The 16,899-nt window shown below is 38.4% G+C and carries 18 protein-coding genes, 11 tRNA genes and 3 pseudogenes; 3 read left to right on the top strand and 29 right to left on the bottom strand.

The window, feature by feature from the left end; translation table 11 throughout:
* Positions 1–75: 75 nt before the first annotated feature.
* The 12 genes from JCM19034_RS08195 to JCM19034_RS08250 all read right to left on the bottom strand — a co-directional run bounded on the left by JCM19034_RS08195 (position 76) and on the right by JCM19034_RS08250 (position 1,951).
* Positions 76–152, bottom strand: a tRNA-Ile gene (locus JCM19034_RS08195).
* 42 nt (positions 153–194) lie between these two features.
* Positions 195–268, bottom strand: a tRNA-Gly gene (locus JCM19034_RS08200).
* Positions 269–472: 204 nt separating this feature from the next.
* Positions 473–549: transfer RNA gene (locus tag JCM19034_RS08205), tRNA-Pro, on the bottom strand.
* 13 nt (positions 550–562) lie between these two features.
* A tRNA-Arg gene (locus JCM19034_RS08210) sits at positions 563–636 on the bottom strand.
* 41 nt (positions 637–677) lie between these two features.
* Positions 678–764: transfer RNA gene (locus JCM19034_RS08215), tRNA-Leu, on the bottom strand.
* A gap of 25 nt (positions 765–789) precedes the next feature.
* Positions 790–871, bottom strand: a tRNA-Leu gene (locus tag JCM19034_RS08220).
* A gap of 7 nt (positions 872–878) precedes the next feature.
* Positions 879–955 (bottom strand) — tRNA-Asp (locus JCM19034_RS08225).
* Between the two features lie 4 nt (positions 956–959).
* Positions 960–1,035, bottom strand: a tRNA-Val gene (locus JCM19034_RS08230).
* Positions 1,036–1,053: 18 nt separating this feature from the next.
* Positions 1,054–1,125 (bottom strand) — tRNA-Glu (locus JCM19034_RS08235).
* A 12-nt stretch (positions 1,126–1,137) separates the two neighbouring features.
* Positions 1,138–1,227 (bottom strand) — tRNA-Ser (locus JCM19034_RS08240).
* A 1-nt stretch (position 1,228) separates the two neighbouring features.
* Positions 1,229–1,303: transfer RNA gene (locus JCM19034_RS08245), tRNA-Asn, on the bottom strand.
* Positions 1,304–1,501: 198 nt separating this feature from the next.
* A complete protein-coding gene (locus JCM19034_RS08250) occupies positions 1,502–1,951 on the bottom strand; it encodes a SprT family protein (protein WP_062049257.1) in 450 nt (149 codons plus the stop codon).
* 99 nt (positions 1,952–2,050) lie between these two features.
* Here JCM19034_RS08250 and cmpA point away from each other — a divergent pair, with 99 nt between their 5' ends.
* The gene (gene cmpA, locus JCM19034_RS21670; RefSeq protein WP_156323918.1) at positions 2,051–2,179 is read left to right on the top strand and encodes a cortex morphogenetic protein CmpA; all 129 of its coding nucleotides are present in this window, start codon (positions 2,051–2,053) and stop codon (positions 2,177–2,179) included.
* 36 nt (positions 2,180–2,215) lie between these two features.
* Here cmpA and JCM19034_RS08255 read toward each other — a convergent pair whose 3' ends face one another.
* From JCM19034_RS08255 to acpS, 15 genes and pseudogenes are all read right to left on the bottom strand, one after another.
* Positions 2,216–4,393, bottom strand: a complete 2,178-nt coding sequence (locus tag JCM19034_RS08255; protein ID WP_062048812.1) for a Tex family protein — start codon at positions 4,391–4,393, stop codon at positions 2,216–2,218.
* A 191-nt stretch (positions 4,394–4,584) separates the two neighbouring features.
* Positions 4,585–5,184: a SpoIIE family protein phosphatase gene (locus JCM19034_RS08260; protein WP_062048814.1), complete on the bottom strand. Its 600-nt coding sequence runs from the start codon at positions 5,182–5,184 to the stop codon at positions 4,585–4,587.
* Complete coding sequence (gene sigB, locus JCM19034_RS08265; protein ID WP_062048817.1) at positions 5,184–5,969, bottom strand: RNA polymerase sigma factor SigB; 786 nt, start codon at positions 5,967–5,969, stop codon at positions 5,184–5,186. Before sigB ends, JCM19034_RS08260 begins: the two co-directional genes overlap by 1 nt.
* Entirely contained in the window at positions 5,932–6,417 is a 486-nt protein-coding gene (gene rsbW, locus JCM19034_RS08270; protein ID WP_062048819.1) for an anti-sigma B factor RsbW, read from the bottom strand. Before rsbW ends, sigB begins: the two co-directional genes overlap by 38 nt.
* A 1-nt stretch (position 6,418) precedes the next feature.
* Positions 6,419–6,742, bottom strand: coding sequence for an STAS domain-containing protein (locus tag JCM19034_RS08275; protein ID WP_062048821.1), 324 nt, complete (start codon positions 6,740–6,742; stop codon positions 6,419–6,421).
* Positions 6,743–6,797: 55 nt separating this feature from the next.
* Positions 6,798–7,811 carry a PP2C family protein-serine/threonine phosphatase gene (locus JCM19034_RS08280; RefSeq protein ID WP_062048823.1) on the bottom strand — a complete coding sequence of 338 codons (1,014 nt, stop codon included), beginning with the start codon at positions 7,809–7,811 and terminating at the stop codon, positions 6,798–6,800.
* A 26-nt stretch (positions 7,812–7,837) separates the two neighbouring features.
* Entirely contained in the window at positions 7,838–8,254 is a 417-nt protein-coding gene (locus JCM19034_RS08285; RefSeq protein WP_062048825.1) for an anti-sigma regulatory factor, read from the bottom strand.
* Positions 8,255–8,256: 2 nt separating this feature from the next.
* A complete protein-coding gene (locus tag JCM19034_RS08290) occupies positions 8,257–8,622 on the bottom strand; it encodes an STAS domain-containing protein (protein ID WP_197276364.1) in 366 nt (121 codons plus the stop codon).
* An 11-nt stretch (positions 8,623–8,633) separates the two neighbouring features.
* Positions 8,634–9,029: pseudogene (locus tag JCM19034_RS24730) on the bottom strand (STAS domain-containing protein); the annotation flags it as partial.
* Between the two features lie 92 nt (positions 9,030–9,121).
* Positions 9,122–9,451: a hypothetical protein gene (locus JCM19034_RS24735; protein WP_197276365.1), complete on the bottom strand. Its 330-nt coding sequence runs from the start codon at positions 9,449–9,451 to the stop codon at positions 9,122–9,124.
* Between the two features lie 193 nt (positions 9,452–9,644).
* Positions 9,645–9,995 (bottom strand): type II toxin-antitoxin system PemK/MazF family toxin, encoded by a 351-nt coding sequence (locus tag JCM19034_RS08300; RefSeq protein WP_062048826.1) that lies wholly within the window; start codon positions 9,993–9,995, stop codon positions 9,645–9,647.
* A 3-nt stretch (positions 9,996–9,998) separates the two neighbouring features.
* The gene (locus JCM19034_RS08305; protein ID WP_062048828.1) at positions 9,999–10,283 is read right to left on the bottom strand and encodes a CopG family ribbon-helix-helix protein; all 285 of its coding nucleotides are present in this window, start codon (positions 10,281–10,283) and stop codon (positions 9,999–10,001) included.
* A gap of 101 nt (positions 10,284–10,384) precedes the next feature.
* A pseudogene (alr, locus tag JCM19034_RS08310) lies at positions 10,385–11,516 on the bottom strand (alanine racemase).
* Positions 11,517–11,706: 190 nt separating this feature from the next.
* A complete protein-coding gene (locus tag JCM19034_RS08315) occupies positions 11,707–12,720 on the bottom strand; it encodes an outer membrane lipoprotein carrier protein LolA (protein ID WP_062048830.1) in 1,014 nt (337 codons plus the stop codon).
* A gap of 209 nt (positions 12,721–12,929) precedes the next feature.
* Positions 12,930–13,286 carry a holo-ACP synthase gene (gene acpS, locus JCM19034_RS08320; protein WP_062048832.1) on the bottom strand — a complete coding sequence of 119 codons (357 nt, stop codon included), beginning with the start codon at positions 13,284–13,286 and terminating at the stop codon, positions 12,930–12,932.
* Between the two features lie 314 nt (positions 13,287–13,600).
* On the opposite strand from acpS, the pseudogene JCM19034_RS08325 reads away from it, so the two are divergent.
* Positions 13,601–14,138, top strand: a pseudogene (locus JCM19034_RS08325) (rhomboid family intramembrane serine protease).
* 174 nt (positions 14,139–14,312) lie between these two features.
* On the opposite strand, the gene JCM19034_RS08330 reads toward JCM19034_RS08325, so the two are convergent.
* On the bottom strand, positions 14,313–14,837 hold the full coding sequence (locus JCM19034_RS08330; RefSeq protein WP_062048834.1) for a hypothetical protein: 525 nt from the start codon (positions 14,835–14,837) through the stop codon (positions 14,313–14,315).
* Positions 14,838–14,844: 7 nt separating this feature from the next.
* Complete coding sequence (locus JCM19034_RS08335; protein ID WP_370621856.1) at positions 14,845–15,114, bottom strand: DUF2325 domain-containing protein; 270 nt, start codon at positions 15,112–15,114, stop codon at positions 14,845–14,847.
* Between the two features lie 253 nt (positions 15,115–15,367).
* Here JCM19034_RS08335 and mgtE point away from each other — a divergent pair, with 253 nt between their 5' ends.
* On the top strand, positions 15,368–16,735 hold the full coding sequence (gene mgtE, locus JCM19034_RS08340) for a magnesium transporter (RefSeq protein WP_062048836.1): 1,368 nt from the start codon (positions 15,368–15,370) through the stop codon (positions 16,733–16,735).
* The last annotated feature ends 164 nt before the right edge of the window (positions 16,736–16,899 follow it).

The following is a 16,899-nucleotide window of genomic DNA, read 5'->3' on the forward strand; positions in this document are numbered from 1 at the left end:
ATCTCTATATTGCAATTAAGCGACTTTTATAGTATAAACGTTTATCTTTCGATTGTCAACGTTTTATTTTTAATATGGTGGGCCTGAGTGGACTCGAACCACCGACCTCACGCTTATCAGGCGTGCGCTCTAACCAGCTGAGCTACAGGCCCTAAAAAAGGCATAAAAAAAGCACCCAACTACTATTTATTTGTTGGAGCGGGTGATGAGAATCGAACTCACGACATCAGCTTGGAAGGCTGAGGTTTTACCACTAAACTACACCCGCATACTATTTTGAACTTTAGCTATAATTTTCCATGCCTCTTCCTCTACAAGTTCCGCTTCGTTGAAAGTTGTGTCGAGATAACTAGACGTCATCTCAATGAAACTTTGCTCGTGGTTGAGGTTTCACCACACCCGCGATATGAAAATTAAAGCAACACATTCAATAATAAACTATTTAAACTTGAAAAGCAAGTCTTTTTTTGAATGGTCGGGAAGACAGGATTTGAACCTGCGACCCCTTGGTCCCAAACCAAGTGCTCTACCAAGCTGAGCTACTTCCCGAAATATTAGTAAGCGCGCCCTGAGAGATTCGAACTCCCGACCTTTTGGTTCGAAGCCAAACACTCTATCCAGCTGAGCTAAGGGCGCAAAACATATTACCTTTTACCTTTATATTAATGGTTATTGATTGGTGCGGTTGAGAGGACTCGAACCTCCACGGGGTCAACCCCCACTAGGCCCTCAACCTAGCGCGTCTGCCATTCCGCCACAACCGCATTCACACCATTATCTTTTTACAAGTGCGGGTGAAGGGAGTCGAACCCCCACGCCCGAAGGCACTAGATCCTAAGTCTAGCGCGTCTGCCAATTCCGCCACACCCGCAAATGAGTGGCGGTCCGGACGGGACTCGAACCCGCGACCTCCTGCGTGACAGGCAGGCATTCTAACCAACTGAACTACCGGACCAAAATGGTGGAGGATGACGGGATCGAACCGCCGACCCCCTGCTTGTAAGGCAGGTGCTCTCCCAGCTGAGCTAATCCTCCGATATTAAAATAAAAATATGACCCGTACGGGATTCGAACCCGTGTTACCGCCGTGAAAGGGCGGTGTCTTAACCGCTTGACCAACGGGCCATTCTAAGTAACTGGCGGAGAAGGAGGGATTTGAACCCTCGCGCCGCGTAAACGACCTACACCCTTAGCAGGGGCGCCCTTCAGCCACTTGGGTACTTCTCCATGGCTCCACAGGTAGGATTCGAACCTACGACCGATCGGTTAACAGCCGATAGCTCTACCACTGAGCTACTGTGGAATATTATTAGTCACTTTTTCATTGAACAGTGATCTGCCGAGACAACTCCTAAGATTTCCTATGCTGTATCTCATCACCGTAAATTATCGACTTAAAGTATTATATACAGTTAACTTCATGATGTCAACCGAAAGATAATACTTCTTTCAGCGACTTCTATAATATAGCATATTCTCACTTAACCTTTCAATACTATTTTCAGATTTTTTTCAGTTTCCCTCGACACTTCCCACAAACAAATTTTGATATGTCTACTTTTCTCTTTCTTTCATAAATAAGTTTGCATTTCGTACATTTATACGTATGCTTTACAGAGGTCTCTCTTCTCATTCCAGGAACCATATCACAATACCGAGGTGCACCCACCTTTTGCATTAGCTCCTTAAAATCACGATCCCGATGCTTATATCCTTTCTTTTCTAAATGCAGGTGGTAGTGGCAAAGCTCATGTTTAATAATACCAACAAGACCTACATAGCCAAAATGGATCACTTGTTTAGGATTGATCTCAATATGATGAGAATGAAGCAAATATCGCCCCCCCGTTGTACGGAGACGATTATTATATATCGCTTTATGTTTAAACGGCCGATTAAAAAACTCGATTGATATTTCTTCGACTAGCTTTTGTAAATTCCCTTCATTCAACCAATCAATATGATCATTCATCCTATCACTACCTTTCAACATTGACAAACCTTCTTACATATACTAAAAGAAAACAGCACTGTTAAGGAGCTGGTCCTTATGCCTAGTTGGCTAAGACAACAATTGCGACGAGCCTATTTTCGTAAAGACCGTACCCAAATAAAAATTCTAAATCAATGTTGGTTTTATTACAAAGAAAAAACAGGCACATCAGTTAAGTCAAATTAAAAGCCTGCCTCATTAACTAAGACAGGCTTTAACTCTTTAATCAGTTTGGTGTTCTGGTTTTTTCATCGTTAATGCAATTCGTCCTTTTTGAATGTCTACCTGATCTACCCATACTGTAACAATTTCACCGACGGAAACAACCTCTAATGGGTGTTTCACAAAACGATTAGTCAATTTTGAAATATGAACTAAACCATCTTGCTTTACACCAATATCAACAAAAGCACCAAAGTCGACCACATTGCGTACGGTTCCTTGCAATTCCATTCCTACTTGCAAATCCTCCATTTGCAAAACACCTTGCTTCAACAATGGTTTTGCAACTTCATCACGAGGGTCACGTGACGGTCGAATGAGGGATTCAATTATATCGTGTAAGGTTGGAGAGCCTATCCCCATTTCGCTAGCGGTTTGGTCGATATTTACATTTTGCAAATGTTGTTTTACCTTTTCACTACCAATGTCACTCGGGTTCGCTCCAATTCGTCGCAATAACTGCTCAGACTCATTATAACTTTCTGGATGAATAGCGGTAGCATCTAACGGCTGGTCACCATCAACAATCCGTAAAAACCCAATCGCTTGCTCATATGTTTTCGCCCCTAAACGAGGTACCTTTTTTAGCTGCTTACGATCCGTAAATCGTCCTAACTCTTCCCGCTGTTTAATAATGTTTGTTGCGACTGACTTTGATAGCCCAGCTACATATTGCAGCAATGCAACCGATGCTGTGTTTACATTTACCCCAACCTGGTTAACAACTGTTTCAACTACAAAAGTCAAGGATTCAGACAATCGTTTTTGTGAAACATCGTGTTGATACTGACCGACACCAACAGACTTTGGATCAATTTTCACTAATTCAGCTAAAGGGTCTTGTAACCTGCGTGCGATTGAAACCGCACTTCTCTCTTCTACTTGTAAATAAGGAAACTCTTCTCTTCCTAGGTCAGATGCTGAATAAACACTTGCACCAGCTTCATTCACGATCAGATAGTAAATCTCTTGCTCAACTTGTTTCATCGTATCTGCTATAAATTGTTCAGTTTCTCTAGATGCCGTCCCGTTTCCAATCGCAATCATATTAACTGAATGCTTTTTTATTAATTCTTTTACGACTGTCGCAGCTTTTTCTACCTCATTTCTCGGTGGGGTAGGATATACAACAGCAATATCTAGAACCTTCCCTGTGCTATCAACAACGGCTAATTTACAACCAGTTCGATAAGCAGGATCAACACCTAAAACAATTTTATCCTTCATCGGTGGCTGTAAAAGCAAATGCCGAAGATTTTCAGAAAAAATATGTATTGCTTGTTCTTCCGCTTTTCCAGTTAACTCATTACGGATTTCACGTTCAATAGAAGGCATAATTAGACGTTTGTAAGCATCTTCTATTGCTACCGAAACGACTTCTTCAACTATTGAATACTGTGTGATATATTTCCGTTTCATCTCTTGAATAATGCGATCATTCGGGAAAAGCAACGACACTCGTAAGACTCCTTCTTTCTCACCACGGTTCATAGCTAATATACGATGAGGGACAATCGCTCGAATTCCTTCATCATACTCGTAATACATCTCAAAAACCCCTTTTTCATCAAGGGATTGATCTTTTACAACAGTCTGAACCCTACCATCACGAAAGCCTCTTTCACGAATACTCTTTCTCAAATCAGCATCATCCGATACCCACTCGGCGATGATATCTTGTGCACCTTGTATAACATCTTCAACAGTCTTTACTTCTTTTTCTTCATTAATATATGCTCCTGCTTCAGTAGCAATATCTCCTGACTTCGGCAAAGAGAACAACCACTCGGCGAATGGCTCTAATCCTTTTTCTTTTGCTACTGTTGCTCTCGTCCGACGTTTTTGTTTATAAGGTCGATATAAATCTTCTATCTCTTGTAACTTTGCAGCTTGTTCAATTTGCGTTTTTAACTCAGCCGATAACTTCCCTTGCTCCTCAATTAAGCGAATTACCTCTTCTTGTCGCTTAATTAATTGATTTTTATACTCCCATCTATCGACAATTTCACGTATTTGTACTTCGTCGAACCCACCTGTCATTTCTTTACGATATCTCGCAATAAATGGCACGGTGTTTCCCTCTTCAATCAATTGAATAAGCTGAGAGACGTAACGCTCTTTTGTATTTGTTTCTCCTGCAATTTCCCAAATGATCTTATGTTTTCTTTCATCGTTCATACAAGCACCTCACTTCAACATACTATCCATATCATACCACAAAAAATAATGTACCAATTTTCCCTATACGCAGTCAATTTTAAGTATTGCTAATGCACGTACACTCAAATATGAAATACATTATAAATTGTTAGTTATGTTTCTTACTAAAATAAAGCTCATTAGTATAGAAACACTAATGAGCTCTCATATCATCTACCAATTTTCCCGATTAATACCGTTGCATCATCAGCAACCTCTTCGATAAATCGCTCCATATACGTTTTTACATCGTCTAATTCATGAGCAGACAAAAGCTTTTCTTTTTTAAAGGAGCGAATACCATCAGAATGTAAACAAAAGATACTATCTTTCTCAAATGTGAAGTATTGAGTATTCAATGTACTTTTCCTACCCGATAAATAACCCCTTCTTGGAATTGGTTGAACAAGCTTCCCATCCGGCGTCCGTAAGAGAAAGACGACATTTCCATAGTTACAATAAGCGATTTGCTTTTTATCGTAGTATATTTTTATAATCGTTAACACAACACCACGTTCAGTTCCCAATTTTTGATTACTCTTATCAGCGATATCATTGACGGGATACTGGTGGTACCGCTTAATTGTTTCTAACACGATATTAGCTGACCGCCTAGCAGATTCTCCACTACCTAATCCATCTATGACCGTACACAGCATGTATTCATCGGTATATATAACCGTATGTACATCTCCGCAGCACACGTTCCCAGGCTTTGTCTTCTCTAAAGCAATAACATCCGTTCTCCCATCGGTATATCGCTTTATCATTATAATATCTCCGTAGGCTCTATTTTGATTGATTCTTTTAATTTACTTAATGCCTTCCGCTGTAAACGGGAAACGTGCATTTGTGAAATCCCTAGACGTTCGCCTGTTTCTTTCTGACTAAGATGCTCAAAATACGTATAGTGAATAATTTGTTGTTCTCGCTCGTTTAAAACCTTTAAAGCTTTTTCAAGCATCATTTTCCGATCAGCTTTTTCAAATCCTGATTCTTCTTCACCGAGTAAATCTAATAACGTCGTCTCGCTCCCATCTTGGTCGGCCTCTAACGACCTATCGACAGATAAAGCCTGATAGCTTTGCGTCATTTCCATCGTTTCAAGTACATCTTCTTCTGAAACACCTAAATGCTCGGCAATTTCATGAACAAGTGGGGACCGTTGATATTTTGTTGTTAGCTCATCAACTGCACGTCTAATTTTCGGGCCTAATTCTTTAATACGTCGAGGCACATGGACACTCCATGTTTTATCACGAATAAATCGTTTAATTTCTCCAACTATTGTCGGTATAGCAAAGGATTCAAAGCTCCTCCCATAATCTCCATCAAATCGTTGTAAAGCAGCAAGTAAGCCAACCATCCCTACTTGAAAGAGGTCCTCTTCATGATCCTTCCCCCTCGAGAACTTCTTTGATAATGAATGGACAAGACCCTTATAATGCTCAACAATTTTCAATTGCACATTTTTATCGCCATTTTCCTGATATTCATCAATCCACCTATATACATCATCATTGTTCTGGTTGCGTTGTATTGACTCCGTCGACATGTTGCTCCACCTCATCTCTGTGAAGAAACTTAGTCATCACTAAAACGATACCCTGCTGATTACTAATTTCCACCTTATCCATTAATGTATTAATAAGGAATAATCCGAGACCGCCTTCCTTCAATTCTGCTACCGGTTGATCAGCATCAACTGGATTTAAGTGGTCTTTCAGGTCAGAAAGGTCAAAGCTTTGTCCGTTATCTGCGACCATAATTTCCATTCGGTCTTCATATACAGAAAATGAAATATTCATCATCCCCGTTCCTTCATACGCATGTGCTACCACATTTGTACAAGCTTCAGCAATTGCTATTTTCATATCCTCAATCTCGTCATATGTAAAACCGATACGATTAGCAATTCCTGATACAGTTAAACGTACTACTCCAACATATTCGGGTTTTGCAGGTAACGACATTGTAATCTGATCACACTCTTGCTGATACATTTCACACTCGCTCCTTTTTCTCAATAGTCATTACTTCATCTAAACCCGTTATCGAAAACAGCCGATGAATCCGTTCAGATAGACCGACAAGCTTTAACACTCCATCATGCTGATGCATCGTTTTAAAAATCCCGATAAATATCCCAAGTCCAGTACTGTCAATATAATTTACATCAGACAAATCAATCACAATATCTTGGTCCTTAGTTTCGGCTAATGGTACTAACGCTTCTTTTAATTTAGGTGCGGTATAGGCATCAATTTCACCAGAAAGGTAAACGTGATGTCCGTTTTCTATTTTCTCATAACGTACGGATAGGTTCATTCTATAATTACTCCCTTTCACTTATATAGTTATTTCATACCACATAATCAATCATTTAAACCTTTCTTTTCAAAACGATCATCGTAAAATCATCTTTAAGCTCATATCCTTGCCATTTTGACATTTCTTCATATATATTTTGAACGATACTTTGAGCTGATTCATGCATATGCCGACGAAGCAACATCACAATTTCTTCCCTTTCAATGAAACGATTGTGATTTCTAGACTCCGTTACTCCATCTGATAGGAGGACAACAAAATCACCAACATTAAATGATTTTGTAAATTCCTTGTATGTCGTTCCGCTCGCTAGCCCTAATACAATACCTTTTGCATAAAGCTCCTCAAACGAGTCGTCTTCAGCTCGGTAAAAAAAACCCGGTTCATGCCCTGCACTTGCATAAGAAAATACATCGTTTTGTAAATCATAAGATCCATACATCATCGTAATAAACATATTATCTCGAATATTTTGTTCAACGACACGATTGACGTTTTCGAGCATCGCACCAGGCTGCTGGCTAAGCTGTGATAAACTATCCATCGCATATTTAATCATCGACATACACAAAGCCGCTGGAACTCCTTTACCAATTATATCAGCTATCGCAATGCCGATTCTATTGTCCGCCCCTTGAATAAAATGGTAAAAATCCCCACTCATTTTATTAGCCGGAACGCTAACAACACCGATATCAATCTTATTTGTATCGGGAACTTTATCCGGAAGTAATGTTTGTTGCATGCTAGCAGCCACATCAATCTCTGATTCCAACTCTAGCTGTCTGTCTCTTAAACTTTGATGCTCGCGATAAGCTAAACCATATCCCATCATTACCTCTAACAAAAGGTCAAAAGCATCAAGCATATCACCTTGTACATTCGGAAAAAGTTTAACTAACACAGAACGATGAACACTAACAAATTCCTCCGGAGAAACCTGTTCCTCAAGGAGACGCCTACTAAACTGCTGTGCTAGATAGAGACCTTGCTCACTTTTATATTGAAGAAACGTTTGGAGGATATCCATATATTCCAGTTCTAACCTAGTTACCTTCGTATCCACATTACTCCCCCTATCAACTGCCATTTCTATTGTGGAAGCCATTTAATTGTCGTAACAGTTGTTCCCTCATCTATTGCCGATTCGATCGTAAATTCATCCATTAAACGCCTAACACCAGGTAGTCCCGCTCCCATGCCTCCTGACGTGGTAAAGCCATCTGTCATCACTTGCCTAATATCAGGAATTCCCGGTCCATTATCTTTTGCAATGATTTGAATGCCTCGTTTAATACTTGCTTGGTTTGACTTTTCTATTTCCCTAAGACATATTTCTCCGCGTTTTGCGTACAAATAAATATTACGTGCTAATTCTGAGATTGCCGTCGCTATTCGTGCTTGATCAACACTACCAAAACCAACTTCTTTTGCTAGAGTTCTTCCAGCTTGGCGAGCAGCAACAATTCCCCACTCATTTTTCACTTCTACACAAGGTTGATCGTTCATCCTCACCCCTCCAATTCTAATTGGAGTTTTTCTAGACCTTGCTCTAAATCTAAAGAGGTTCTTACATTATTCAGCTTAATCCCCATATCAATTAAGGTAATTGCAACAGCTGGCTGTATACCTGTCAAAACGACCTTAGCTCCCATCAAGCTTGACATATCAACGACATCACCAAGAACTTTTGCAATAAAAGAGTCAATCATATCAACCGACGTTAAATCGATAACAACTCCTAGTGAACCTTCGTCATGAATTTTTTTAAGCAAATCCTCCTGAAATTGTAAAGCCGTTTGATCATCTAACTCAACTTGTATACTCACTAACAAGTAGTTGCGCAATTTTAAAATTGGTATTCTCAACTTTTCCATGCCCCCTTTAATTAAAGGTCAATTACTTTTTTATTGATCAATTCAAACGCAGTTTCTATCCCCTTTTTCAACGTACTTCTAGTCGGGAAATGACTTAAATCTATCCCTAAATTAACGATTGTTTGTGCAATTTCAGGACGTATTCCAACTAAAATACACGTTGCTCCAATTAAACGAACGGCTTCAGATGCTTGAATAATATGATGAGCTACCATCGTATCCACAACGGGAACTCCCGTTATATCAATTAGTACTACTTCCGATCGATGTTCAATTACGCCTTCTAACAAGTTTTCCATAATCAACTTAGCACGTGCAGTATCAATAGTGCCAATCAGTGGCATAACTGTAACTCCTTCAAATATAGGGATTAATGGTGCCGATAGCTCCAATAAAGAAAGCTTCTGCATCTCAAATATCCCTTCCCACGATCCGGTATAATCAGAAACTAATTGATTAATAATGGCACTTGTCCAATCCTCGAGATTATGAAATGTCTCTAAAAATCTTCTAACGATGGAGAAGTCGTCGAATAAACTTCAAATATTACCCTTCGAAACGCTTGCATACCTTGAGTGAAATAAGACAAAGGCCAGCCACTTTGAATATATTCATCAGCAAAATCACTAATCTTCATTTTTGCCTCTTCAGAGCTGATATCCCCCATGCTTAAAATATAATTCATAAATGTTTGATTCGTATGTTCATAAACAGAATCTGTTATCGATTCTAAATATTGTTCTTCTCTTATTTTCTCAATTTCTACTTTCCATTTTTCCAAAATTTGTTGACGTTCTTTTAAAATAAATGAAACTAAATAAGACTGCATATTACTCCAATCCCCTTCCATCTTCTTTACACATATTATTTCATGAGACCGATATCGTTGCAAAGAGTTCGTGCTTTACATTTTCATGACAAAGATTCATATCCCAAATTTATTGACTATTTACCGCCTTATTGCGTAAAATCCATCAATCGTTCCTAATACAAAAAAACCCCGCATCGCGGAGTTCCCTACTTTAAAAATCTATAAGTCCTAAGCTAATAAACAATGCATCGTTAACTCGGTTCATCATATCCTCATCTAAATGAGTGATCTTATCTGTCAATCGTTGTTTATCAATTGTTCGTATTTGTTCAAGCAAGATAACCGAATCACGATCAAACCCATAGCGTTTTGCATTAATTTCAACATGCGTCGGCAATTTCGCTTTTTGTATTTGTGCTGTAATCGCTGCCACGATTACGGTAGGACTGAACCGATTTCCAATATCATTTTGGATAATCAAAACAGGCCTGACCCCGCCTTGTTCAGATCCTACAACAGGAGAAAGATCAGCAAAATAGACATCACCTCGTTTGACCATCAAAGGCTACACCCCGCTCACTAAGCGATCGAGGGTATTCTCTGCTTCCTCCTCGGCAAGAAAAGATTCTGATGCAATATTTAAATTGATTTTAGCCATTTCCATATAACCTTGCTGCATCGTCTCACGAATTTGGCGCTTTTTCCGTTCACGAAGGTACATTTTTGTTGCTTGTGAAATAAACTCACTACGATCGACATTTTCTTGCTTGATCATCCCGTCCACCTCGTTCAACAAATGTTGTGGCAAATTAATCATAATCCGTTCTGTACTTTGCTCTGACACAAACATCCACCCCCAGCATCCACCATACACGCACTAGCTTATAGAGCCTATTTTTCTCATGAATAATCATACCATTTGCTCTCGCGATTTGCAAAGTCAATTATAAATTATTTAACATAAACTCTGGGGACACGTGAACCAATCATACAAACAATTTCATAGTTAATCGTTTCAAGCCTACGTGCTACTTCATCCACTGTAATTACAGATTCCCCTTCTTGACCAATTAACGTCACAATTGTTCCAACCTCAGTCGGACCATGTAAGCGAATCATACACTGATCCATACATATCCTACCTACTAATGGAACACGCTCTCCTTTAACTAGCACGTGACCACCTTTAGAACTATTTTTCCTAATCCAACCATCAGCATAACCAATTGGAAGCGTCCCTATCCACTCGCCTTCTTTTGTTTGATAAGTAGCCCCGTAGCTAATCGACTCCCCTTTTGGCAGCTGCTTTACATGTGTTATGCGTGTTTTAAGCGTGAATGCTGGTTTGAGCTTAATAGGTAGTTCATCCTGAATTTCTAATGAAGGTGTTAACCCATATAACGAAATTCCAAATCGAAACATATTAAATGTATGATCAGGGAAACGCATCCCTGCTGCGCTATTACCACTATGAATAAGCGGAACTTGAACATCGAGTTCTTTCAACCACATTAGCACATTTGTGAAGCGTTCATGCTGTTTTTCATAATACGTAGTTTCCTTCTCATCAGCTGTTGCAAAATGAGTGAACAAACCTTCTAACTTCATAGAAGGGTGATTAGAGATATAAGTAATGATTGATATAAATTCTTCCTTTTCCCTAACACCAATCCTCCCCATACCTGTATCTACTTTAACATGAACAATTAATTCTTCCTCATTTGTCATATATGAGTTAGCTTCTCGTAACCACTCTGATTGAAATACTGTCACTGTAATCCGATAGTCAATGGCAATCGCGACGTCTTGGGGGCGTATACGTCCCATAACGAGAATTGGCGATTCAATTCCCGCCTCTCTTAATTCAATTGCTTCATCTAAAAGGGCAACAGCTAAATAAGATGCTCCATTTCAATCGCTGCCATCGCAACCTCTACAGCCCCATGACCATAGCCATTTGCTTTACAACAGCCATAACTTTTACGTCTCGTCCGCGATATAGCCGACATACAGACTCCATATTATGGCCAATTGCACTCAGGTCGATTTCTGCCCACGTATCACGGTAAAATTTCTTACTCATTTCTGATCCTCCAATGACAATCCACTCTTATCCAAACAAACGTTAGCTTTCTCTATCTTACCATAAATAGTGTTTTAAACGACAATCTTATCTCTTATAAAAAGCCTTCTATGAGACAGTCACTCATAGAAGGCAGACAAATTGCAAAGTCGGAAATCTATTTTGATTACATATTATGTTTGCATCTTTATTATTTTTCTTCCGTTCCATAAACAGAGCTAGCAATAGCGATCATGTCATCTACATCAAGATGCTCAGATGCCATAAAGAAATCAACTCCATTATATGTCCACGTTAATGATTCATTGGTCATTACCCCGATCGTGAAGCCAAGATCAACTGGTTCTCCTTGACCACTCATATTCATTGGTGTTGAAGCTGGCACAACTCTACTTTGCTCCTGAATAATTGTAAATGGCTTTTCACCACTATATTCTAATACAACCCGCTCTTCACCTTCCGAACCAATACTCTTTGAAGACTCTAGTTGAGTTCCGTCTGGTGTGTGCAATGGATAATGAACAGTCATCGGCTCAGTCGGTTCAGCCATTGCTGGTTCATCATTCATTTGTGCTCCGGTCATATTCCGTTCAGTATCAAAGTCGCCATCATTAAAGTCTGCATTCCATTCAAAGCTAGTAAATCGCAAAGTAACAAGTACCTCTAGATCTGCATTCATAACGTTCACTTCAACAGGTGCTAAATCTTTTTTATTTAATTTGATTTCTTGAGTATGCAAGTTTTTATTCTGATAATTTGTATTCGTTTGGAAAATATAATGCTCCTCATCAGCAGTAAACGAACGTTCAGGATCCATCAATATATCTTGAATTAGTGATTCATACAAATAAACTTGACTGCCATTTGTTGGCCAATCACTTTGAAAACGGAAGCTCTTATTCAAAGCTGGGGTTAGTACAAATACACCGTCATCGTTACGTAAAATAATTTGACTTTGATCCTTACTTTCATTTTCTAATGCTACACGATAATAGCTATCCGACTTATGCCAAACTTCCACTCCATACTGCTGTTGTTCACTTCCTGTTTCCAAAGTCATCGTTGCATCTAGCTTATACCCAGTCATATCAGAATGTTTCTTTTCTAAATCTGTCATGATGTCTTCTTGTGTTTTCTCGCCACACCCAGTAAGAACGATGGCAAGTAACAAACCGATTATTGTAGACCATAATACCTTTCTCATGCCTTCACCCCTTTGTCTCATTTGCAAGAAGATCAAAGACATTCAGTGCGCCTATCACTTGTTGTTTTTTATTTCTACTTAATTGGTGCACGACTGGAAATGCCCTTTGTAGAAACCTTTCATTCAAATTGAGTAGACGATGAATGACTCTCCTCTTCTATTCGCACTACAACTATATGAGACAACCTTAGGCAATATGCAGACTAGCTTTACAAGCTTTCTATAATCACTTGAGCAACAGCATACATTTCACTATGAGAAATGGAGATATGAAGGCGATCGTTGACCCCTTTTACGTTAATTATCGGTTTTCCTGATTCTTCATTTGCAACAATAATATCATGCCAATTATAATCCTTTGAAATGCCCGTCCCAGCTGCTTTTACAAAAGCCTCCTTCGCTGCAAAACGTCCCGCTAAAAATTCTGCTTGCCTTTTTCCTTGAAGCATGTGATAACATTTACATTCTGAATCAGTTAGAATTCTCTCTACAAATGCTGGCTGGCGGTGTACAATTTCTTTAATACGATTAATTTCAACTATATCAATCCCAATACCTTTGATCATAATTCTCCTCATTTCTACTTAATGAATGTTAAATTTTTATTCACATAGCCTATATAAAGGGATTATGACAATTCTTTGCTATAATAACAACTAGAAAGGAGATGAACGATGTTTATACGTAACGAAAGCTTCTACTCATTCAGAAAGAATTACCCTATCGTAACCATATTAGCAGCGACACACATTATTTTGTTTTTATGGATGAATCTTTTTCCTTTTGGTGACTTGATTTATCTTTACGGGTAGGTAATAATTTGGCTGTAGCTTATGGGGAATATTGGCGACTTGTTACTCCGGTCTTTTTACACATCAGTTTGACACATGTCGTATTTAACACTTTTTCTCTAATCATCTTCGGTCCAGCTGCTGAAAAATGCTTGGCTCCGCTAAGTTTATTGTTTTTACTTACTCACCGGAATTATCGCTAATATTGCGACATTTTTATTAGAGCCACCGATGTATACTCACTTAGGTGCATCTGGGGCCATTTATGGACTGCTCGGACTATATTTATACATCTTCATAAACCGTAAAGACTTAATGGATCGTAATAACGGACAAATTGTCATAACGATTCTTATCATCGGTATTATCATGACTTTTGTTCATTCGAACATTAATATTCTAGCTCACTTATTTGGCTTACTTTCTGGTGCTGCTCTCGCCCCAATTTTTCTAATCGGAGTAAAGCCTAATTACATGCAAAGGTCTTCGTATACAGAACCCAATGAACCAGTCTTCAATCCAAATCGCTGGCAAAAGAGTGCGAGAAATAAACAAATGCTCAAAAAAGGGCTATGGATCGGGTTAGCTGTCTTAATCATTGCTGGTATTTTATCGAGATTGTTTTAATTCATAATATTCGCTGGAGTAAGTTAGAGAGGAACCGGAGAAGTGCATCGGCTACTCACGTGAACGTTTTACTAAAAGAACCCACTTTCACTTACAGTAAAGCTAATACCATAGTCTAGAAGAACGCTCCACGTCTTTCTTAGGAAAATCGAGGTAGGATGATTAATCGTTTGGTCATCTCCTACCTCTATTTATAGACAAATATTTCGTCTCATGAAGGGGATCATACACCTCTATTACATTTGGTGTACGTTGAAACTGATACCGACAATAATGATGAACGATTTTACAAAAATCTTTAAATCTCACTTCGTTAAAATCAATAATCATTTTTTGCACATATAATGAATCTTCCGTTTTCTCAAAGAACATCCCCGTGACAGTATCTAACCTTTTACTATTTACTAGCTCTTTATTCGATATAAACCACTTTATAAGATGATCTGTTAGTGGTACAAGCACAAGGTGAAAATGCCTTTCAGTATAAAACTGAAATCTCTTTAACCTTTCCCATTGTTGTGATACATGTATCAAAAAATCAAACATGGTCAAAGAATGAACAGACTCTAGTATTATTCCGTTAATGCTACATTGAACATGTCTCTTCCATATTGAATGGTTATGTATATCTTTGCTGTTTTTGTACGGGTTTTCAATTAGCTTCCCATATTTATACAGTAATGTCGATTGTGATTTCATAGTTGTTTCATCCTTTTCTTTGTCGCTTTAATGCACAATCTTCTTTAAATGCACAATCTATTCTACAATTCCCAATAGCTTGATAAATTGAACACCATGAGCGCTTCGCATAACAGATTGGTATGTCTTGCTCACTTGCTTGTTTCTTCAGGACGTTTGATAAATTATGATTAATAAAATCTGTTAATACGAGAATTAGATCAACGTGCGATGGAATTCTCCTTTTAACCATTTGAACCTTTCGACCATTTAGATGAATAATTTCTTCAAAACCCAACTCTTCTAGTTTTTTGGTATAGATCCGAGACGATCTGCTCCTACGATTAATAGTGATGACATTTCTTCCTCCCTCCATTGATAACAATTATCATTATCATAATACTAATTGATATCCTTTCTCACTGTCAACATCTTCATAATAATTTAAGAAATAATTTGAAAATACCTTTTTAAAATTAGGTTATATTAATGGTAGTCAATCGTTCGATTTTCTTGTAAAGTAAGTACATACTAAAGGAGGTGGCTGTCATATGGTAGCAAACATGACAGAAGACCAATTACTTGTTTTGGTCATAAAATACTTAAAAGAAGCGAAAAGAACAGCCTTACAGCAAATTCTTGATGAGCTTCATCCTTATGATGTCGCCCAATTATATAAAGGGTTACCTGAGAAGCACCATCATAAATTCCTAACATATTTAACTCCTGATCAAATAGCAGACTTGATCCAAGAGTTAGAACATGAGATGCAGGTTGAAATTTTACATAAGCTTGGGATTGAGCGATCTTCTAAAGTTATGGATTTAATGGATAACGATGATCTCGCTGATTTATTAAATGAGTTGTCAGTTGATAAAATCCAAGAATTCCTTGATGTCATGAAGAAAGAAGATTCACAGCACATTCAATCATTAATGAGTTATCAAGCTGAAACAGCTGGCGGACTTATGACTAACCAATTTGTATGGATACACGCCGACCAAACTGTTAGACAAGCTGTTGACAAACTAAAAGAATACGCTCATTTCTCCGAAAACATCTATTATTTATACGTAATCAATGAAGATAAACAATTAGTTGGTGTTGTTTCATATCGTGATTTGCTTATAGCTGAACTCAATGAAATTATTGAAGATTTAATGTTTAACCGCGTTGTCTCTGTTCATGTTGACGATGATCAAGAAGAAGTTGCCCAGACCATTGAGCGCTATGACTTTATTGCGGTTCCTGTTGTAGATAATCAAAATAAACTATTAGGAATCATAACCGTTGATGATGCCATCGACGTCGTTATTAAAGAAGCAAATGAGGATATCGAAAAATTATCAGCTTCCGGTAAAGATATTGACTTCAACACGAAAGCAACCACTGCATCTATTCGCCGTTTACCTTGGCTGATATTATTATTGTTTATCGGGCTTGTTTCTGGGAGTATTATTAGTGGTTTTGAAGAAACGTTGGAACAAGTTGTAGCTCTTATCTTTTTTATGCCAATGATAGCCGGAATGACGGGGAATACAGGAACGCAATCGTTAGCAGTAGTGGTCCGAGGTATTGTTACGGCGAATGTCGACCGCAAAACGACGATAAAGCTCATTTTTCGTGAGCTTCGTGTCGGTATCATTATTGGGGTGACCTGTGGCATGCTTATCTCTATCATTGCTTTTTTATGGCAAGATCAAAATATATACTTAGGGTTAGTTGTTGGTGTATCATTGCTCATTACCCTGATTGTCGGAACATTAGCTGGAACAATTATCCCTCTATTATTGTACCGTTTTGGGGTTGATCCTGCGGTTGCATCAGGTCCGTTAATCACAACATTAAACGATATTTTTTCACTTATGATCTATTTTGGAATTGCGACAGCCTTCTTACAGCACCTTGTCGGTTTATAAGATAAGAGTCGACCATTTCCCTGGAAATATGTAAGAAAAACACGAAGCTATCACTGTGCAAAAGAATCAACCGAAAAATAATCGAAGAGGTGTCGAAAGTTCATACTTTCAACACCTCTTTTCATTAATTGACGAAATAACCACCAACTGTCCAATATAAAATG

Origin of the sequence: Bacillus sp. JCM 19034 (genome assembly GCF_001310635.1) — a bacterium.
GTDB lineage: Bacteria > Bacillota > Bacilli > Bacillales > Bacillaceae_D > Halalkalibacter.